This window comes from Ekhidna sp., assembly GCF_965227465.1.
GTDB lineage: Bacteria > Bacteroidota > Bacteroidia > Cytophagales > Cyclobacteriaceae > Ekhidna.
Genome location: NZ_OZ245746.1, coordinates 1,334,175 through 1,353,344, shown reverse-complemented (window position 1 = coordinate 1,353,344; position 19,170 = coordinate 1,334,175). Strand labels below are relative to the sequence as shown.

The following is a 19,170-nucleotide window of genomic DNA, read 5'->3' as shown; positions in this document are numbered from 1 at the left end:
TTTTTTCGTTTCTACCTGTCATATAAACCAATTAGGATAATTTTGAGTGTTGCTGGAACTTACCAGCATAAAACTCACTTCACAAATGAAAAATATTAAACTTCTACTGTTGTTAGCCGGAATCATCTTGTTAGCAGCCTGTACCAATCAAACGACTGAAAAAAAATCTATGAGACCAGATGCTCCAATTGCTGCAAAGGCTGATACTGTTTTGAAGGAACATGGACAGACCAGATTCGATCCATATTTCTGGATGCGACTCTCAGATGAACAAAAACGAGCGGAAACTCCAGATGATCACACCCAACAAGTACTTGACTACTTAAACAGCGAAAATGACTACACGAAAACAGTCATGTCGCATACAGAGGATCTTCAGCAAAAGCTGTATGATGAAATTGTAGGACGAATCAAACAGACAGACGAATCCGTCCCATACCTTTCAAACGGTTACTGGTATTATACCAGATATGAGGAAGGTGGTGAATACCCTATCTACTGCAGAAAAGAAGGTAGCCTTGAAGCAGATGAAGAAATTCTGCTTAATGTCAACGAAATGGCGGAAGGGTATGGATACTATGCTGCTGGCGGACTGAATGTAAGTCCTGACAACAAAATATTGGCGTTTGCTGAGGATACATTAAGTAGAAGAATCTACACCATCAGGTTTAAAAACTTAGAAACTGGTGAGATGATAGATGACCGAATAGAAAATACAACAGGCGGTGGTGCATGGGCCAACGACAACAAGACGTTCTTCTACACCGCTAAAAATAAGGTGTCACTATTGTCTGAAAAGATCTATCGTCATGAACTAGGTACTGAACCTGAGATTGACGTAATGGTGTATCATGAAAAAGACCCTTCGTTTTACATTGGTGTTTATAAGTCTAAATCAGATGATTATGTAATCATTTGGAACAGTAGCACATTGGTAAGCGATTATCATATCCTTGATGCTACTAATCCACGTGGAGATTTTCAGCAGTTTATCCCGAGAGATGAAAAAGCTCACGAATACAGCATCGCACATTTTGAAGACAAATTCTATATCGTTACGAACTGGGATGCAACCAATTTCCGGCTAATGGAAACACCAGCAAATGCAACAAGTAAGGATAATTGGAAGGAAGTAATTGCTCATAGAGAAGATGTACTTCTGGAAGGAGTTGAGTTATTTAATGACTTTATGGTTGTAGATGAAAGGCAAAATGGCCTTACCAATCTTCGAATCATCAATCAGACGTCAGGTGATGAGCACTACCTTGATTTTGGTGAACCTGCCTACAATGCGTACATCTCAACCAATGCTGAGTTTAATACTAAGACGTTGCGGTTTGGCTACACATCCATGACCACTCCAAACTCCACTTTTGACTACAATATGGAGACCAAGGAAAAAACTTTAATGAAACAACAAGAAGTTGTTGGTGGTCATAATCCAGAAGATTATGTAACGGAGAGAGTCTGGGCTACTGCCAGAGATGGTGAACGTATTCCTATTTCTATAGTATACAGAAAAGGTTTTGAGAAAAATGGCGAAGGGCCATTGCTTCAGTATGGATATGGTTCATATGGTGCCACTATCGATGCAAGCTTTAGTTCAGTTCGTCTTAGTCTCCTGGATAGAGGTTTTGCTTTCGCAATTGCGCACATCAGAGGTGGACAATTGATGGGGAGACAATGGTATGAAGATGGGAAAATGTTCAAGAAAATGAACACCTTCAACGATTTCATTGATTGCTCCAATTTTTTAATTGAGGAAAGTTATACTTCCGCTGAACATTTATACGCGCAAGGTGGAAGTGCAGGCGGACTATTAATGGGTGCAGTGGTAAATCTGGCTCCAGAACTTTATAATGGCATTCTTGCGGCAGTTCCTTTCGTAGACGTGGTATCTACTATGTGGGATGAGACCATTCCTTTGACTACCAACGAATTTGACGAATGGGGTAATCCGAAAGAATTAGAATCATATGAATACATGCTATCCTATTCTCCTTACGATAATGTAACGGCTCAGGATTATCCAAACATGCTTGTAACTACTGGTCTTTTCGATTCACAAGTGCAGTATTGGGAACCTGCTAAATGGGTAGCTAAACTTCGTGAAATGAAGACAGATCAAAATACTTTGATATTAGACACAGATATGGAAGCAGGTCATGGAGGGGCTTCCGGGCGATTTAAAAGGTATAAGACAACTGCCTTGCAATACGCATTTCTATTAGATCTTGAAGGAATTGCCGAATAGGATTTGACTCCTACGAGTTAAAAAAGCCTCAGTAACTACTGAGGCTTTTTTATTGCTCAACTGATTAAGGGTTAAATTGATTTCTTATGTTCTAAATGCAATAATGAAACGATCACCTATCTACTTAATCTACGTACTCTTTCTCTGCTTTTCATGCACTGATGAGCCTGATCTTATCCTCCGGGAGAATACGACGGTAGAACTTCATCAGCCCTGGATTTCAAGTTCACCCGAATCGGTTGAGCTCGATGGAAGATTAATAAATATTGCGAAAAGTGAAGCTGGCAAACTTCCACGAATGAGAAGTCTGTTGGTAATCAAGAATGGGTACCTGGTAAGCGAAAGCTATTTCAACGGTGCTAGTCGGAATACCCTATTTGATGTAAGATCAGTTACAAAAAGTATTGTGGCCACCCTTACATTTATTGCACTAGAAAATGGTGATTTGGAATCACTGGATAAAAAAATGACATTAAGCCCTGATTATTCTCTTACCGCTGATCAACAGGAAATTACTTTTAGACACCTGCTTTCAATGAGCTCAGGTTTTGAGTGGGATGAGTGGACAAGTGACATGTATGCGGAATGGGTGACTAATCCAGATCAAATTCAATATGTTCTGGATCAGCCAATGGTAAATACTCCTGGAAGTGTATTCACTTATAATTCTGGTGCGGTTCATCTTTTAGGCCATGCCTTAGCTACTGAGGTGAATGAGACTTTAGAAGATTATGCTATGTCAAACTTATTTACGCCACTGGGTATTCAGGAAGTCAGATGGGAGCAACTCAGAACCGGTCCAAACAGTGGAGCAGGAATACAATTGAGAGGCAGAGATCTTGCTCGAATCGGTCAATTATATCTTCAGGAAGGTTATTCGGGTACCTCAACGTTAATTTCAGCCAATGCTATTGAAGATATTACCAGTCCAAAATTTGATTTCAGATCAACCTTCGGAAAGGTTTCAGGTATTTCATACGGCTATCTTTGGTGGACAATTGATTCACAGATTGATGCCTTTCTTGCCTGGGGATATGGCGGGCAGTACATCCTTGTAGTCCCCTCGAAGAACCTGGTGGTTGTAGCCACAACAGATTGGACTTTTTTAAGCGCAGAAGGTGGACCAGCAGATTTAGAAAGATCGGTGCTTGATTTGATTTTCAAAAACATTGTAAATCAACAATAAACAGAGTCAGATAATGTCAATTGCTCAAATAATTGGATCACGTCATGTATTAGCAGTTCAGAATCTGCATATTTCGATTAACTATTACATAGATCAATTGGGGTTTTCACTAGTCTGGCAAATTGAAGGATGGGCTTTGGTTCAAAGAGATAGCATATCAATTATGCTTGGTGAATGTCAAGATGACATTTCAGCTCATGAGACCAATAACCACTCTTATTTCGCATATATTGAGGTGACCGATATAGATTACCTGCATCAGGAATTCACCCACAAAAATGTCGAATTTGTCAGTCAACTCGCTACAAAAGACTGGGGCCAACGAGAATTCGCAATTAAAACCATAGATGGTCACAGAATTATGTTTGGACAAGAATTGTTGTCCTGATTCAAGAATTCACCAATCAGCCCTGGAATTATGGCTTGAATTTTGCTAACAAATAGTAACTACCTGACTTTTTCACTTGTTGTTAAAAGTCACTTCTCATAATACGATTAGGTTAAGCAATTAAGGGATGGTAGCATTAAGCCTCGGATTGATCCGGGGCTTTTTTTTACACAAGGTATTTTTTAGAATTTCCAAGTTGTCTTTAAATTACCAATTAAACCTAACCTATTATTTTATGAAATTAGATATTAAGTATCAAGAGCGATACTCTCGAGGAGAGTTATTGCTTCGTTCATTATTCGGAGCGATTTACATTGCGCTACCTCACCTATTTATATTGATTTTTGTGTCACTTTGGGGTGCTGTGCTTTCATTCATCTCCTGGTGGATTGTACTCTTCACAGGGAAATACCCTCAGAGTTTTTTCGAATTTCAGGAAGGCCTTTTTAGATGGAATCTACGTCTGAACGCTAGATTGAACAATCTGTGTGATGGTTATCCTGTTTTTGGGATCAATGCCTCTGATGATCATGTAACTTTAGAAATTCCTTATCCAGAGAGACTTAGCAGAGGGGTATTATTATTGCGTCTTTTCTTTGGAGCTATCTATGTAGTTCTACCTCATGGATTCTTATTGATGTTCAGAACTATCGCATCGCTTGTATTGCAATTTTTGGCCTGGTGGGCCGTATTATTCACAGCGAACTATCCAAAAAGCTGGCACGAGTTTAATGTTGGAACCATTCGATGGGCCACCAGAGTAAACATTTACATGTCATTTATGACAGATGAGTACCCTCCATTTTCAGGAAAACCATGAACGAAAAATACCATCCAATACCTCAACCAGAAGAATTGACTGAGCGGGAAAAAGATGATGCAATGGGATCCTATTTGATGATGTTTGCATCAATAGCAGTTGGTCTCCCCTTGCCTATCATCAATTTAATCGCTGCAATTGTTTATTATTTCACAAACAGATCAAAAGGTCTGTTTGTGCATTTTCACTCTTTACAGTCGCTTATTAGTCAACTGCCAACAACAGTAATTAATGCAATAGGTGTCTTTTGGGCAGTCCGGATTTACTTTTTTGATTGGGAACTTACCGATCACTTTAAAGGATATGTGATCATGGCCATTGTGTTTAATCTGGCATATTTTGTCTTTAGTATCGTAGGTGCTGTTAAGGCGAAAAAGGGAAGAATGTATTATTTCCTGTTTTTCGGAAGATTGTCTTATGAGACTGTATTCAAAATGAGAGACACAGACAATAGTAAGATTCAAAACTTACCTCCTCGATGAAAATTTGGAGAGAATTACTAATACTGGTAATCATTTTTGGATTGATTTGGCTGGCGTTTACCTGGAGGCCGCTCACTCTCCCTGATTCTGATCTTAGGCTTAGCAAAGAACGAGAAAAGGATCTCGCGGACTTAATTAAGGAAGATCTTGAGGACGCTTATGAGTTCTATCCAGATTCTGTTATAGATGCGGTACTTAAGCCTATCACAGATAGGTTGGTTGACTCAATGGCTGAAAAGAAATATGAATACAAGTTTCACATCATTGATAACAGTAGTGAAATAAACGCTTTTGCGACAATTGACGGCAACATCTATGTTTTCTCGGGTCTTTTAAAATTTGTAGACAATCCGGAACAATTAGCCGGCATTCTGTCTCATGAAATCGGGCATCATGAAAACGGTGACTTGATTGATCGGCTAATGAAAGAGCTGGGATTGAGTGTCCTGGTTGCTGTGTTGACAGGCGGAGATGCGGTGATGATTTCAGAAATCTCCAAAATGCTGATCTCAACAGGATTTGACAGAAAACAAGAAAGGGAGGCTGATGAGTTTGCTTATAAACTTATGGTTAAAGCCAAATTAAACCCTGCCAGACTAGCCCATTTTTTTACTAAACTCAAAGCGGAGGAAAAGTCTTATCCCGATGATTTAGAAATCATCATGACGCACCCAAATTCCAAGAATCGAATTGAAGGTGCATTATCCTATGATCTTCCCGAAGAATTCGAAGAGCAAGAATATGAACTGGATTGGCAATTGCTGCTAGATACCTACTTATAATCTATTCATCTCTTAAAGACTCGACTGGATTTGATATTGCGGCTTTCGTAGATTGAAAACTAACGGTTATTAAAGCGATTAGTAAAGCACCAACTCCAGCAAAAACAAATGCCATCCAACTGACACCTGAAGAGTAGGCAAAATTTTGCATCCAATTTTCAGCCCAAAAATATGCCGCCGGAATCGCGATGAGTGTTGCGATCGCAATCAGCTTAAGGATATCCTTCGAAAGAAGAAATACAATTGAGTATACTGAGCCTCCCAGTACCTTTCTCACCCCTATTTCTTTCCTTTTTTGATTAATAATAAAAGCGGATAATCCCAGTAATCCAATACATGCAACAATGATTGCCAAAAAGGTGAATGCCGTGAAAAGTTTTCCAGAGGTTTGTTCGGACTGATAGAACTGCTCCAGATTTTCATCCAAAAAATAATGCCTGAAAGGAGTATTTGACACAAACTGATCCCAAATCCCCTCCATAGATGCCAATGTAGTACCTACATCATTGGCTGAGATTTTAACCACGTACTTGTTTACGAAACTTTGTGCAGCTCCCATATTCTTTATGACCATTGGTTCTACTTGGTTGTGAAGCGATTCAAAATGAAAATCCTTCACAACTCCAACTATGGTATAGGAAATCTGAGTTGAGTCATCCACGTGTACAATCTTCTCACCTATTGGATTTTCCAGTAGCAATTTCTCAACTGTAGATTCATTTATGATCACTGAAAGTGAATCATTGTAATTCTCTGAAAAGTTGCGCCCATCTATAATTTCCATACCCATGCTGGGAATAAAATCATTATCAATGGAAATCATCCTAGTGACCAAACTTTCTTTTTCGGCATAACCCGGTACTCTTACGATAAAGCCCTGCAAGATATCCCCAGGCATGGAGGAGCAATATCCAGCTGCAGAAACAGATGGTAAGTTGACTAACTCATTTTTAAACGTCTCGAAACGTTCCCAATTCGGATTATTCGGATCGTTGTTTACCCCGAACCCATTTTCTATGACTACTACTTGATCTCTGTCAAAACCTAGTGGTTTATTTAATAGATAATCCATCTGATCGTAAATCAGCAAGGTTGCTGAGATCAGGGCAATTGAGATGGTAAACTGGAAAATAACAAGCACATTTCTCAAGCCTACCCCTTTTTTTGAGGTTTTAAGATTTCCTCTCAGTATTCCAATAGGAGAATATGCTGAAATAAAGAATGCCGGATAGATCCCTGCGATAACTCCGATCAGCAAAACAGCGCCTATTAGAATCAACAAGTTGCCGGTATTCAGAAATTCAGTTAATGATAAGTTCTTACCTGCCAATTGTGAGAAATTTCCTTCAAATAAGAACGTAAAAAGTATGGCTAATGCAGCACTAATCATCGTTATGAAGATTGACTCTGCAAGGAATTGCGCAATCAATTGCCGTTTATGTGAACCCATTACCTTTCGGATTCCTACTTCTTTTGCTCGTTCGACAGAGCGAGCAGTAGCAAGGTTCATGAAATTAATGCAAGCGATAAGTAAAATGAATGCTGCCGCAATTGAGAATATGTACACATACGTGATGTTCCCATTTGGTTTGATCTCGCCGGATAACTGACTGGTCAGGTAAATATCCTGAATGGGTTGTAAATAGTAATTGTAACCATTTCCAGCTGCTATATACTCGTCATATGAAATTCCATTTCGCTGCTGGATTTCTCCTTCCGCATATTGCTTTATAAATGCTGGTAGCTTGGCTTCAAAAACTTGAGGATTTGTTGCGTCATCCAATTCTACATAGGTCATCGCTGAGAAGCCTGTCCAGTTTACTTGTCTGAAAAATGGGAAGGAATGCAGCGGCACCAGACCACCGAACTCAAAATGCGATTTTTCAGGGTAATCCGCTGTTACCGCAGTGACTTCCAAACTATTTCCTCCCGGGAAACTCAAAATTTTACCAATCGCCGATTCATCTCCAAAAAATCGCTTAGCCGTACTTTCAGAGAGGACTAATGAGTTTTCATTGACCAATGCTGTTTTCTTATCTCCTTCAATCAATTCAATAGACATCAGAGAAAAAATTGTAGAATCTGCAAATACCAAATGCTCTTCTGTCAAGCTCTTTTCTCCATATTGGAAGGAGGTTGCATTATTCGGCTTAAAGAATCGTGTTTGATTTAATACCTCAGGGAAATCTTCAACTAGCTGAGGTCCAATCGAATGTGGAATTACGGTGAAATCAACCTCACGCTCAGGATAAACTCTGTTTAGAGCTATTCTATATACGTTCTCATTTTGAAAGTCATCAAAAGAGGTCTCATGATTCACATATAGGAGAATGGTCAAGCATGTTGCCATACCAATGGCTAGACCCAGAATATTAATAAATGAAAAAGCAGGCTTTTTTATAAGGCTCCTTATCGCAGAGATAATAAGATTTTTAAGCATAAGTAGGTAGTTGGATTGAATAAGTATACTCTGAATAACACTGAAGGTTTCGTACAACCATATGGAGTTTGTAACATCCTTTTCATAGTTGTTGTCTAACAATGCGGACTCAAAAACTAAAAGGATGCTAAAGAACTACCTAACTATTGCAATTAGAAATTTGTGGAAGCACAAGCTATTCACGGGACTCAACATCTTTGGACTATCACTAAGCATGTCTATTTGCTTAGTGTTGATATTACTAGTTTATGATCATTTTCAGTATGATAAATTTCATCCAGAAGTGGATAGAACTTACCGAATAACAACATTCGCTAAAGGTCATGAAGGAACATTTGATGAGGCTTACGCAACATCTTCTCTACTATTTAAAAAGCAACTGGTCGATGGTTATTCATTTGTTGAAAAAGCAACTAACCTGAACAGCGACTTTAGAGGTGAAATCAGATCTCCGCACAAAATACTTGACATTCGATCATTATTTGCTGATGAAGATTTTTTCAATGTCTTTGGTTTTCAATTAGTAGAAGGAAATCCAGAAACAGCTTTACTTGATCCATTTAGCGTAGTTCTAAGTAAAGAGCTTGCCTCTAAACTTTTCCCAAATGAACCTGCACTTGGGCAGACCATTGATTTTGAAGATCATGGAAGCTATAAGGTGACAGGTGTATTGAAAGAAGTAAAGGAAAACACACATGTTGTTTTTGAAGCGTTGGGGTCCATGAGTACCATTCCGATCTTAGTCGAGAAAGGTGCGATGGGAGATAGATATGATTCATGGTCAAATATGTGGGACAACTATAATTACTTGGTGCTGAACGATAATTCCAGTCGAGTTGAGGTGGATAGGATATTAAATGAGATTGCTGAAGCAAATTTAGATCTACCAGATGATCATCACGGTTGGACCTTTAAACTTCAAGCGATGAATGAGATTGTACCCGGCCGAGCTATGTCGAACGAAATCGGTTTTGCACTACCCTGGTTTGTGTTGGCATTTTTTGGACTGCTGGGATTAATCGTTTTAATAACCGCATCAATCAATTATACCAATCTCTCTATTGCCAAGTCTTTGAGCAGAGCAAAAGAAATTGGAATTAGAAAGGTAAATGGTGCCAGTAAGCGTCAAATTGTTTTTCAATTTCTGACTGAATCTGTACTAACCGCATTTATCTCTTTGGTACTGTCGGTATTCATTTATAAATACCTAATTGTCACGTTTAATGAAATCTGGATTTTCAATCAGGTTGGAATTTCGTTAGAAGATTCATTCCGAACTTACGGGTATTTCGTCCTTTTTGCCATTGTAATCGGATTGTTTACAGGTATTGGACCAGCTTTATTCCTCTCCAGACTTAAAGCTATTACAACTCTAAAAGGTTCTATTTCAAAGCAGGTTCGAAAACGTACGATACTATCCTTTATTACTGGCAAGAAAACTTTGATAAGCATCCAATTCAGCTTGTCGATTCTTATGCTTGTTACTATCTTAATTTTACACAAACAGGCCAACTTTCTTACGGAGGCCAACTATGGATTTAATGAAACAGAAGTCTACTATGTAAACACACACGACCATGACCCTCTGTTAATAAAGCAACATTATGGATCTATGGCGGGTGTTGAAAATGTCACGTTCACCTCGCATCACCCGGCAATTGGGCGCTCACATGGTGCCGGTGCAAAATGGAAAGAAGATCAGGAGAAAATTACACTCTACCACTTCTCAGTCGATCCTAACTATATAGAAGTAATGGATCTCGAATTAATTGCTGGTCGTGACTTTGCAAAAGATGCTAACGATCAAAATGAAAAGTTCCTCATCATCAACGAAACAGCTGTTGACACATATGGTTTTGAATCTTCAAGCCAGGCAATTAGTGAAATTTTAACTATTGATACATTAGCTCTGACAATAATTGGTGTGGTTAAAGATTATCACTGGGAGCCCCTGATGAAGTCAATTCGTCCGCTTGGTCTTCGAATCCAACCAGATCGCTATGAATATGCTTACCTAAAAGTCAAAAGTGATAACTTAATAAAAGAAGGCAAAAAGTATGAAGAGGCCTGGACTGCATTTGACCCAGCAAGAGAATTTGAAGGTGGTTTTCTTAACAAACAATTGGATGAGTTTTATCAGTTTTTCTATGATTTGGGTAATATCCTTACTTATATCGCTATGATAGCTTTATCCATCACAAGTCTGGGATTTTTAGGCATGGTAAGTTTTGAGCTAAAATCTAAAATAAAGGAAATAGGCATTCGGAAGGTTTTAGGCGCCACTTTTCAATCATTGACTTTTTCCATGGCTAAAGGTTTTATGGTAATCATATCTGTAACATCACTCTTAGCGATACCATTTGGACTTTGGGTAAATAGTCTTTGGGTGAATGAAATGGCCTATCATGCTTCAATTGACTCATCAATCATTCTTCCAACTGTGACCATTATTGTGATGATAGCAGCTGTTACCATTGTTTCACAGGTATGGATCAATGCAAACAAAAATCCAACGGAAACACTAAGAGCGGAATAAGCTATTTAAAAATACATGCACCATTTTCCATGGAAATTTTGGTAACCGCTTCAGGTATTTCCTGGTCGCTGAATGTATTCTTCATATCTTGAATTCGAATAAACACAATGCCCGACTCAGCTATTGCTCTCATGTCTTGCTCTGTCATCTGATACATGATTAAATAGCGCGTAATTTTAGTTCCATAATCGTCAATGATCTCTGGCTCTGCTTTTGAAAGTGCTTTCATTTTAATGATATCACCATTCCCTGCTCGCATGATCAATTCACTATTCTCGGGGATGATGGTATCTAATTCACCATAGTCTCCGACTTCAACCTCAAACTTATAATCCGCACCATTGCGGATATAAGAGAAATAATAAAAGGGTGTCGGTCCCGTTAACCTGGTTTTAACCGTTCGAATAATATCATCCGTTAGTGGGTCTTTATCATTAACCACATATTTACAGATTTGAGATGTGCTGGTAAAAGCTAAGTTTAATAGAACAAAACTGAATAATACTTTTAATCTCATGATTTATAATTAAACGTGTATCAAATCTATAATTATTCATCCCAATAGCCTTCATTACACGACATTTAAATGATAATTCATAATTGTTGAATCCATTTAAACCAATTATAGTTACTATTTTGCTGCTAAATTAGGTTGTCAGTGCCAAAAATATTTTTAGACCGAAAAATTTACTTTCTGCTTTTTATCGCCATAATTGGTGGATTAATCGCATATTATTTTAATTATCAATTAAAGGTTTATGAAAAAACTAAGCGGAATGATACCCTCATAAATGTTCATCAAACAGTTGTTGATAAATTTTCGGAATCTATTAATCGCTTTGCTTACCTGATGTCCGGATTACGATCACACTTAAAATATTCAAAAGAATTTCCTAATGCTAAGGAGATGCAGGAATTTATCAGATACCAGGCGATGGAATTAAATATGAATGATTCATTGATCGTTTCATTTTTAAGCACTGATCATGAATTCATTTACAGCTTCACCATCAATGAGATGGATCCTAATTCATTGGTAGGCACCTCTGTAAGAGACTTTAGAAGAGATGATGAGATTGATAGATTGATTATCCTTCTTTCTGAAGATCATATGAGATTGTTTTATCCTATTAATTTGGTAGAAGGATGGGTTGGTATCCCGCTTAATTTTCCAGTAATTCGAGATAAAGAGGCTGTTGGTTACATCGCTTCCATTCTTAATTTTAGAAACATTGTTGAGCCCATTTATAAACTAGAGGACACAGATGTATTTACCTTCAAATTTTCAGTTAAAGGCGGGAGTTCATTTGACCGAGAACAAGTTTACGATGGGTCAAAAGTATATCATGATCGACATGATGATAAATATTATAAAAACTATAATATAGATGATGAGAAGTTCATGACCTCATCAATAACCATGTATGGCCTCTCTTTTGAAATTGGCACGGCATACATAGATGATTCCCTTCCTAATCCATACATCCGATGGATATTCCTTTTTATTTATGGACTTATTCTTTGTTTCTCGGTCTATGCGATAAATAGGTACATCATTTATCACCATCTTAATGAACGACTTAAGCGCGTCAATGAGGTTATTCTTGAGCAGAATACACAACTTGAAGAACTCAACGCAACCAAAGACAGACTTATGTCAATCATTGGTCATGATCTAAAAGGACCAATCTCGTCCATAATAAATCTTATAAGCCTTGTAGAGGAAGATTCTATCACAGTCCAAGACACTCAGGTTATACTTAAACAACTCAACCCGGTAGCGAAAAACACCATCAACTTGCTGGAAAATCTGCTTCAATGGGCAATGGTTAATAGTGGGAATACCATATTCAAGCCAGAACCTATTCCGATACATAAAGTAGTCGAAGAAAATTTCACACTTCTTAAACCTTCTGCCAGTCAAAAGAAAATTAATCTTAAAGATGAGGTGCCGAAAAACCTGAACGCATATGGAGACTATAATATGATTTCTACTGTGATTCGAAACCTGATCTCCAATGCAATCAAATACAGTAAATCCGACACGGAAGTAAAGATTTCGGCTCAGGATCAACAAAATGAGGTAATCATTCAAGTGATTGATCAGGGCATAGGACTTTCAGAAAAGGAAATAGCTAAAATCAATTCTACAGAAATTCAGGCTTCTAAAAAAGGGACTGCCGGTGAAAAAGGAACTGGATTGGGCCTTGAGCTGTGTAAAGCATTTCTTACAAAAAATAATGGTTTACTTGAAATAACAAGTGATTTGGGATCAGGTAGTACATTTCAATTAAAACTTCCCAAAGGTGGGTAAAACCATCTATTATTTTACAAATACCTCTTGGTATTGGTAGTATTAATATTTAGATTAACTATCACAACTAACCTACTCACTATCAATGGCTGAAATCCAAAACATGATTTCAATATTGCCGTGGCATCCTACAAGAAGATGGGGTACCCGACAATTATCATCCATCAATAAGATTGTTATTCATCAAGAGCTTGGCGAAGCAGATGTGGAAGCAGTTAATAATTATCACATCAAACCCAATCACATCTCATCCAAGGGGTGCCCACATCTTTGCTATCATTATGCGATTCGCAAAAACGGTGAAATCATACAAGCTAATGAGCTCTCCAGTATAACCTGGCACTGCAAGGGTCAGAATACTGAAGCTGTAGGAATCATGGCGGTAGGAAACTTCAATGGACCCGGGTATGATATGGGAACTTCAGAGCCTACCAAAGAACAAATCAAGTCGTTTGACTTTTTGGTTGATTACCTTATTAAATCACTAAACTTAACCAACCAGGATGTGTATGGTCATTACCATTTTGGAAAGCCAGCGTGTCCCGGGCATACCTTACAAAAGTACGTAGAGAAGAAGCGTGAGAATCTTGCAGAAGTAGACACTAAGGTTACAAAATCTGTAAAGGAAGTCCAAAAAAGACTAAATCAACTGGGCTTAGGCGCAGGGGCCGAAGATGGCATTCACGGTATTAAAACACTCGCTGCAATTCGAAGATTCCAGGCAGCTGAGGGACTCCAGGTAGATGGAATAGTTGGTCCTAAAACATGGAGTAGGTTATTAGCACTCACAAATTAGATCTCATGGAAAAACCAGAAAAATTATTCATCGGAGAGGACGGATTTTGGGCTGCATGGTTCTCTAAATTACTCTTCACCCTAATAAGCATAAAAGTTTGGGGATTGGTTGCCGGTACGTGGATATCAACCTATTTATTGTTGAATCAAGAGGTTTTAGAGTTAGGGGATAAAACGTACGAACTAAGCTTTAGTGGTGCCCAATGGCTCACATTTAATACCACTGTTTGGGCACTTATTTTTGGAATGAAAGAAGTGTTTCGAATTTCTGAAAAGAAAGATAAAAACGAGAAAGCAGCTCTTGATAAACGAATGGAGACCAAAGAGAAGGTGACAGCAATGATCCAAGCACCTAATAATCCTTCTACAGTGAAGGTGAATTCGGATGGTACAGAAACGGTAGGATCAGAACCTGATTGATGATGAGTAAGACATTAAAAACAATATTGATTGTAGCTGTTATCTTAGGTGTAGCTGTTCTGCTGATCTTCCGAAGTGATCTGATCGGTCAGGCTTTTGCTGCGCTAGCGGGCGGATTTGCTGCATTTAAAGCCAAGCTTTTTAATTCATCTAAAATCGATGTGGAAGAGGAAATCTCCACAATAGAAACAGAACATGCTGCTAAACGAAAGAACTGGGCATTGATGAAGGAGGAATATGACAGTAAGTTTAACGCGCTGAAAGCCAGAATGGATTATTTGGACTATAAATCCGCGACAATAGCAAAGCAGATTAGTTCATTGGATACTGCACAAAAAGAGGCATTAAAGAAAAACTCAAACCTCAGTGATGATGATTTACTAGATTGGCTTAAAAACTGATTATATGAAAAAAGCATTGTTAATCTCCTTTCTTACTTGTATCTCTACTTCACTTTTTTCTCAAGAAACCGTAGGCATTATAAAACCGGGAGAAAGGTTTCAAAATCCATTTGAGTTCAATCTATTCTACATGCCAAGAACCAAGGTGGTGGAGTTCAAGAACCTGGAGACAAAAGCAGAATTTGACTCCTTGAGAATGATCCTCTACAAGGAAAAGTTAAAAACATACGAAGAACGGATCTTCCTTGCAGATAGCGCTACACGATTAAGAAAAATTGAAGCTGATTACTGGAATTCCAAGCTTTTAGCTAATGATGCATTACTTGAAGACGAAAGAAAAACGAACGTATACCTACGTGCTGACATAGAGCGAATTCGGCAATCACGTATCTATTATTTCTTAGGTGGGGTTGTTGCCACTTCAATTGTTGTTGGCGTTTTAAGCAATTAGAAAAAGGGTTGATTTTCAACCCTTTCTTAATTTTTCTTATTCTAAAATCTTAAAGATTAAGATCGGAATCTTAGATTCATTGACCACATCTTCTGCAATCGACCCACCGATTATATGCGCTATTCCTTTCTTCCCATGGGTTCCCATCACAATCAATCCTGCGTTTACATCTTCTGCAAATTTTACTGCCCCTGTATCGACAAAATCTGCCTCAATGGTGCTTGTAGTAAAATCTATTAGGTGATTACGCTCTGCGAAGTGTTCAAGCATTTTTTTCACCTGCACCTCCTCGAGCCAGTTATAAGGTGTTTTCACTTTTACCACATGCATGTTTAATCCCAATAGTTCCTGAATATCTTTTGCGTGATAAGCAATCAAATCCTGCTCTTCACTTAAGTCAGAGGCAAAAGCCATGCTTTTGATGTCTTTCAGGTGGGTCTCTCCTTTTATGATAAATACCGGACATTCTGCATGCCTAATCATTCGCTCAGCGTTTGACCCAATAAAAACCTCACGTAATCCTGAGGCTCCTTTTGAGCCCATGATAATCCATGTAGCACTCTCCTCGGCAATAATTTTGCTGATATTGGTAAAAGCATTGCCATACTTCATATGCACAGATACTTTTTGATTTTTATCAATAACACGCTTAGACCACTCTTCCAATTTATTGTGAGTAGCTTTTATGAACTCCCCCGTATAAAAAGATTCCATACCTGAAGAGTTGACCTCTCCCGTGAAATTTAAATGACCTACGGGTATATCGACTACATGCACCATGATGATCTCTCCTTTTACTTTGTCATTCAACTCGATTGCAAAGTCTAAGGCATAGGAAGCCTGTTCTGAAAAATCAACGGGAACTACTATTTTTTTCATTACTTTAATTATTAAATGTTAATCGGTAAGCACCTCAATTTTCTTATACTCTGCTTTTCCGTGAGCGTTACTGACACTGTCAAGTTTGACTGCTTTCTCTTTCCTATCAAGCTTAAATGACCAAACCGGTATTTTTATATGATTAACAGTATCTTCTGTTAAACTACCTGAAAGCCAATGTGAAATACCCCTTCTGGCGTGCGTTGGCATTGCGATCATATCTGCATGAGAATCCTCTGCGCGAGAAAGTATCCCATCTGAAGGGAAGACATGCTTAACGATAGTGAATTCAAAATCTGCAATATGATGCCCTTTAATTAACTGTCCTATTTCCTCACTTACTTGCTCTTCGTTCTCAATATTATGAGGGGTTTTTACCCAAAGGAATTCTAAACGAGCACCTAGCTTTTCTTGAAGGTAGGCTACTTGTTCAAGAAAGCTATGCTTAAGCTCTCTTATATCTATTGGCACAAGTATTCGCTTGATTTGTTTGATAGATGCTTTCGCCGGAACAGAAATCACCGGGCAAGACGCATTTCGTACAATCTTTTCCGTATTAGAACCAACCAGCACTTCCGCTATTCCAGAAGAACCAGTGGTACCAATGACTACCAGATCAAACCCTTCTTTTGCAGTCATTTCCTTTACTGCAGTTACCAGGTAAACTCCATTTACCTCGGTTCTGATCTTTAAACGTGTATCAAATTGCGCAACAAATTCATTCATTTTTTGATACATCGCATTACGCACATCTTCCATCATGGTCTGAACACCAGTAAAGCTTGTAAACTGATGGTCAGGGTAATAATCAAAATGAACGCTATTTAATAAGGTAATTTCAGCCTCAAACTTCTCCGCTAGCTCAATTGCGAATCGGGTAGCATGAGCACTTACCTCGGAAAAATCGACAGGAACAAGTATCTTTTTCATGGTCTTACTATTTAGATGTCATTTCAAAAGTAGAACTCAGCTGAACTATCTCTAATGACATACAGAAGCACGGAGATTGATTTTCATCATCTCCTTGATTAATATCAGGATATATCCTAAAAATCGTCATGCTTTTTTACAAAATCAGAAATTACCTTGAGATCAAACAAAACAAATACGGATATGGAAAAGATAAATACCATAGAAGCTTTGGTTCATGCTTTGAACCAGTGTGAGGAATGTGGTTCTCACGTATTAGAGGTAATGAGTAATGTGAACATTCCGCGATCAGAATTTGAGCGATATTATTCCTGGAGGGATGATAGGTATGCCAGAAACGTTCTTGCGCGAAACGATAATTTTGAGATTTTGCTTATTTGCTGGGAAAAAGGACAATCCTCTCCTATTCATGACTTTAATGCCCAAGAGGCCTGGATTCATCCAATCGAAGGAATGCTTAGAGAAGAACGCTTCAAAATAAATGTAGATGATGACCGGTTAGAAAGGGTTAGCAATGTACTTCTTGGAACTGATGAATTTTCCTACATGAATCAGATCGGCATTCATCGATACTCAAACGCTTATTCCGCAAGGACTGTCAGTCTAAATATTTATCGTAACCCAGTTACCGAGTGGCATGTATATGATGAAAATAAATCAGATAGCACCATGATGGAAACCTGGGAGGATAAGAATTATGACCTATTAGAGCATGAAGTTTGAGTACCAAATAAATATCTAGTGCAATCCATTCGGTTTTAGTGATGGCTTCTTGGAAGACTACTTTTTCAATTTGATGACCTCTTCGGTTTTGTCAATTTTAAATGTCCAAACAGGAATGTCCAGATGGTTGATGGTATCCTCTGTAGTACTTCCGGACAGCCAATGAGCAATGCCTCTTCTTGCGTGAGTGGCCATCGCTACCATATCGACCTTTGATTCTTTTGCTTCAAGAAATATTCCATCTTGCGGGTTTATGCTATTGATTATGAAAAACCGATAATTATCTAATTCATAAGATTTAAACACGCTGGTCAACTCGTTTGCTAATTCCTTTTCTTGTTCATCCGAAACCTTAGATTTATTTACCCAAAGGAATTCCAACTCACATTCAAAAATGGCTTGCAGGTTCGCTATTCGCGTTAAGAACCCTCCTCTCAATTCCGAGAGATCAATCGGCACTAATACTTTTCTGATTGGTTTAAGTGAAACATTTTTCGGTATGGTGATCACCGGGCATTGGATATGACGCACTACTCTTTCAGCATTGGATCCAATAAACACCTCCTCTAAGCCTGAGGATCCATGAGTCCCCACAACCACCAGGTCAAATCCATCATTGCTCACCATGTCTTTGATACCAGACGCAATGGGCTCTGACGAAATCGTAAAATTGATGTTTATATCTGATTTAAATTGCTCAATAAAATCCTCCATTCGTTTCTCTGCATCCTTCCTGATTTCCTCTGTTGCAGCAGAGATTGCGCCTAAATCGCCGTATTGAAAATCATAGAAATAGTCAAATTTCACGCTGTGAAAAAGCGTAATTTCACCATACATTTTCTCGGCAAGGGCCAAAGCAAACTTGACAGCATTTTCGCTAACCTTCGAAAAGTCAGTTGGGACTAGAATCTTTTTCATCTTGGAGAATTTTAAAGTAAACATCAATTCAAGGGCTAAAAGTATAGCCTTGAACCATGCCTAATTCTGATGATTGCCAGAGTACTGATTGATTTATATCAACGATCAATCATTCGTAGTGTCTTTAATCATGATCAGCATCATCTTGAAAGGCTCAATAGCTTCCAATGCATGGGGAATAGTGGCTGGCATTAGTATCATCTGTCCCTCTTCTAACTTGAAATCTACACCACCAATAGTGATCTTGCACTGTCCATCTACAATTTGAGCAATAGCATCAAAAGGAGCAGTATGTTCGCTAAGTCCCTGCCCCTTATCAAAAGCAAAAAGAGTGGTATTTCCACTTTTGTTTTTCGTTAGCGTCTTACTTACCACCGCTCCTTCAGCATAAGCAATCAGTTCTTTCAAAGTAACAACGGTTGAAGATTTTATGGTATCCATAAGCTTGATC

19 protein-coding genes are annotated in these 19,170 nt (G+C 38.4%); 13 read left to right on the top strand and 6 right to left on the bottom strand.

Translation table 11 applies throughout. From position 1 onward, the window contains the following. Positions 1–85: 85 nt before the first annotated feature. The 6 genes from ACO05G_RS06105 (at position 86) to ACO05G_RS06080 (ending at position 5,912) form a co-directional block, all read left to right on the top strand. Entirely contained in the window at positions 86–2,254 is a 2,169-nt protein-coding gene (locus ACO05G_RS06105; RefSeq protein WP_421765167.1) for a S9 family peptidase, read from the top strand. A gap of 103 nt (positions 2,255–2,357) precedes the next feature. Then, entirely contained in the window at positions 2,358–3,440 is a 1,083-nt protein-coding gene (locus ACO05G_RS06100) for a serine hydrolase domain-containing protein (protein ID WP_421765166.1), read from the top strand. Between the two features lie 13 nt (positions 3,441–3,453). After that, a complete protein-coding gene (locus tag ACO05G_RS06095; RefSeq protein ID WP_421765165.1) occupies positions 3,454–3,828 on the top strand; it encodes a VOC family protein in 375 nt (124 codons plus the stop codon). 235 nt (positions 3,829–4,063) lie between these two features. Then, a complete protein-coding gene (locus ACO05G_RS06090) occupies positions 4,064–4,648 on the top strand; it encodes a DUF4389 domain-containing protein (protein ID WP_421765164.1) in 585 nt (194 codons plus the stop codon). Then, positions 4,645–5,130 carry a DUF4870 domain-containing protein gene (locus ACO05G_RS06085; RefSeq protein WP_421765163.1) on the top strand — a complete coding sequence of 162 codons (486 nt, stop codon included), beginning with the start codon at positions 4,645–4,647 and terminating at the stop codon, positions 5,128–5,130. The genes ACO05G_RS06090 and ACO05G_RS06085 overlap by 4 nt, the downstream gene beginning before the upstream one ends. Further along, positions 5,127–5,912 carry a M48 family metallopeptidase gene (locus ACO05G_RS06080; RefSeq protein WP_421765162.1) on the top strand — a complete coding sequence of 262 codons (786 nt, stop codon included), beginning with the start codon at positions 5,127–5,129 and terminating at the stop codon, positions 5,910–5,912. The genes ACO05G_RS06085 and ACO05G_RS06080 overlap by 4 nt, the downstream gene beginning before the upstream one ends. A gap of 1 nt (position 5,913) precedes the next feature. Here ACO05G_RS06080 and ACO05G_RS06075 read toward each other — a convergent pair whose 3' ends face one another. Then, positions 5,914–8,352 carry an ABC transporter permease gene (locus ACO05G_RS06075; protein ID WP_421765161.1) on the bottom strand — a complete coding sequence of 813 codons (2,439 nt, stop codon included), beginning with the start codon at positions 8,350–8,352 and terminating at the stop codon, positions 5,914–5,916. A 124-nt stretch (positions 8,353–8,476) separates the two neighbouring features. Here ACO05G_RS06075 and ACO05G_RS06070 point away from each other — a divergent pair, with 124 nt between their 5' ends. Then, on the top strand, positions 8,477–10,888 hold the full coding sequence (locus tag ACO05G_RS06070) for an ABC transporter permease (RefSeq protein ID WP_421765160.1): 2,412 nt from the start codon (positions 8,477–8,479) through the stop codon (positions 10,886–10,888). Between the two features lies 1 nt (position 10,889). On the opposite strand, the gene ACO05G_RS06065 is transcribed toward ACO05G_RS06070, so the two are convergent. Beyond that, positions 10,890–11,405 (bottom strand): hypothetical protein, encoded by a 516-nt coding sequence (locus ACO05G_RS06065; RefSeq protein WP_421765159.1) that lies wholly within the window; start codon positions 11,403–11,405, stop codon positions 10,890–10,892. Positions 11,406–11,546: 141 nt separating this feature from the next. Between ACO05G_RS06065 and ACO05G_RS06060 the strand changes: the two genes are divergently transcribed. The 5 genes from ACO05G_RS06060 to ACO05G_RS06040 all read left to right on the top strand — a co-directional run bounded on the left by ACO05G_RS06060 (position 11,547) and on the right by ACO05G_RS06040 (position 15,269). Beyond that, the gene (locus ACO05G_RS06060; RefSeq protein ID WP_421765158.1) at positions 11,547–13,202 is read left to right on the top strand and encodes an ATP-binding protein; all 1,656 of its coding nucleotides are present in this window, start codon (positions 11,547–11,549) and stop codon (positions 13,200–13,202) included. An 85-nt stretch (positions 13,203–13,287) separates the two neighbouring features. Continuing rightward, entirely contained in the window at positions 13,288–13,998 is a 711-nt protein-coding gene (locus ACO05G_RS06055) for an N-acetylmuramoyl-L-alanine amidase (protein ID WP_421765157.1), read from the top strand. Between the two features lie 5 nt (positions 13,999–14,003). Then, the gene (locus ACO05G_RS06050; protein ID WP_421765156.1) at positions 14,004–14,417 is read left to right on the top strand and encodes a hypothetical protein; all 414 of its coding nucleotides are present in this window, start codon (positions 14,004–14,006) and stop codon (positions 14,415–14,417) included. Further along, positions 14,417–14,818: a hypothetical protein gene (locus ACO05G_RS06045; RefSeq protein ID WP_421765155.1), complete on the top strand. Its 402-nt coding sequence runs from the start codon at positions 14,417–14,419 to the stop codon at positions 14,816–14,818. Before ACO05G_RS06050 ends, ACO05G_RS06045 begins: the two co-directional genes overlap by 1 nt. A gap of 4 nt (positions 14,819–14,822) precedes the next feature. Next, positions 14,823–15,269, top strand: a complete 447-nt coding sequence (locus ACO05G_RS06040) for a hypothetical protein (protein ID WP_421765154.1) — start codon at positions 14,823–14,825, stop codon at positions 15,267–15,269. Positions 15,270–15,305: 36 nt separating this feature from the next. Here ACO05G_RS06040 and ACO05G_RS06035 read toward each other — a convergent pair whose 3' ends face one another. Together ACO05G_RS06035 and ACO05G_RS06030 are read right to left on the bottom strand one after the other, a co-directional pair. Continuing rightward, a complete protein-coding gene (locus ACO05G_RS06035; protein WP_421765153.1) occupies positions 15,306–16,148 on the bottom strand; it encodes a universal stress protein in 843 nt (280 codons plus the stop codon). Between the two features lie 18 nt (positions 16,149–16,166). Further along, positions 16,167–17,078 carry a universal stress protein gene (locus ACO05G_RS06030; protein ID WP_421765152.1) on the bottom strand — a complete coding sequence of 304 codons (912 nt, stop codon included), beginning with the start codon at positions 17,076–17,078 and terminating at the stop codon, positions 16,167–16,169. 183 nt (positions 17,079–17,261) lie between these two features. Here ACO05G_RS06030 and ACO05G_RS06025 point away from each other — a divergent pair, with 183 nt between their 5' ends. Beyond that, complete coding sequence (locus ACO05G_RS06025; RefSeq protein WP_421765151.1) at positions 17,262–17,801, top strand: cysteine dioxygenase; 540 nt, start codon at positions 17,262–17,264, stop codon at positions 17,799–17,801. A gap of 57 nt (positions 17,802–17,858) precedes the next feature. On the opposite strand, the gene ACO05G_RS06020 is transcribed toward ACO05G_RS06025, so the two are convergent. Together ACO05G_RS06020 and ACO05G_RS06015 are read right to left on the bottom strand one after the other, a co-directional pair. Then, positions 17,859–18,719: a universal stress protein gene (locus ACO05G_RS06020; protein ID WP_421765150.1), complete on the bottom strand. Its 861-nt coding sequence runs from the start codon at positions 18,717–18,719 to the stop codon at positions 17,859–17,861. 105 nt (positions 18,720–18,824) lie between these two features. After that, entirely contained in the window at positions 18,825–19,160 is a 336-nt protein-coding gene (locus ACO05G_RS06015) for a cupin domain-containing protein (protein WP_421765149.1), read from the bottom strand. Positions 19,161–19,170 lie beyond the last annotated feature (10 nt).

What these genes read in the sequence shown, in the direction of transcription:
- ACO05G_RS06105 (WP_421765167.1), top strand. Translation starts at nt 86, where the DNA reads ATGAAAAATATTAAACTTCTACTGTTGTTAGCCGGAATCATCTTGTTA.
- ACO05G_RS06100 (WP_421765166.1), top strand. Translation starts at nt 2,358, where the DNA reads ATGAAACGATCACCTATCTACTTAATCTACGTACTCTTTCTCTGCTTT.
- ACO05G_RS06095 (WP_421765165.1), top strand. Translation starts at nt 3,454, where the DNA reads ATGTCAATTGCTCAAATAATTGGATCACGTCATGTATTAGCAGTTCAG.
- ACO05G_RS06090 (WP_421765164.1), top strand. Translation starts at nt 4,064, where the DNA reads ATGAAATTAGATATTAAGTATCAAGAGCGATACTCTCGAGGAGAGTTA.
- ACO05G_RS06085 (WP_421765163.1), top strand. Translation starts at nt 4,645, where the DNA reads ATGAACGAAAAATACCATCCAATACCTCAACCAGAAGAATTGACTGAG.
- ACO05G_RS06080 (WP_421765162.1), top strand. Translation starts at nt 5,127, where the DNA reads ATGAAAATTTGGAGAGAATTACTAATACTGGTAATCATTTTTGGATTG.
- ACO05G_RS06075 (WP_421765161.1), bottom strand. Translation starts at nt 8,352, where the DNA reads ATGCTTAAAAATCTTATTATCTCTGCGATAAGGAGCCTTATAAAAAAG.
- ACO05G_RS06070 (WP_421765160.1), top strand. Translation starts at nt 8,477, where the DNA reads ATGCTAAAGAACTACCTAACTATTGCAATTAGAAATTTGTGGAAGCAC.
- ACO05G_RS06065 (WP_421765159.1), bottom strand. Translation starts at nt 11,405, where the DNA reads ATGAGATTAAAAGTATTATTCAGTTTTGTTCTATTAAACTTAGCTTTT.
- ACO05G_RS06055 (WP_421765157.1), top strand. Translation starts at nt 13,288, where the DNA reads ATGGCTGAAATCCAAAACATGATTTCAATATTGCCGTGGCATCCTACA.
- ACO05G_RS06050 (WP_421765156.1), top strand. Translation starts at nt 14,004, where the DNA reads ATGGAAAAACCAGAAAAATTATTCATCGGAGAGGACGGATTTTGGGCT.
- ACO05G_RS06045 (WP_421765155.1), top strand. Translation starts at nt 14,417, where the DNA reads ATGATGAGTAAGACATTAAAAACAATATTGATTGTAGCTGTTATCTTA.
- ACO05G_RS06040 (WP_421765154.1), top strand. Translation starts at nt 14,823, where the DNA reads ATGAAAAAAGCATTGTTAATCTCCTTTCTTACTTGTATCTCTACTTCA.
- ACO05G_RS06035 (WP_421765153.1), bottom strand. Translation starts at nt 16,148, where the DNA reads ATGAAAAAAATAGTAGTTCCCGTTGATTTTTCAGAACAGGCTTCCTAT.
- ACO05G_RS06030 (WP_421765152.1), bottom strand. Translation starts at nt 17,078, where the DNA reads ATGAAAAAGATACTTGTTCCTGTCGATTTTTCCGAGGTAAGTGCTCAT.
- ACO05G_RS06025 (WP_421765151.1), top strand. Translation starts at nt 17,262, where the DNA reads ATGGAAAAGATAAATACCATAGAAGCTTTGGTTCATGCTTTGAACCAG.
- ACO05G_RS06020 (WP_421765150.1), bottom strand. Translation starts at nt 18,719, where the DNA reads ATGAAAAAGATTCTAGTCCCAACTGACTTTTCGAAGGTTAGCGAAAAT.
- ACO05G_RS06015 (WP_421765149.1), bottom strand. Translation starts at nt 19,160, where the DNA reads ATGGATACCATAAAATCTTCAACCGTTGTTACTTTGAAAGAACTGATT.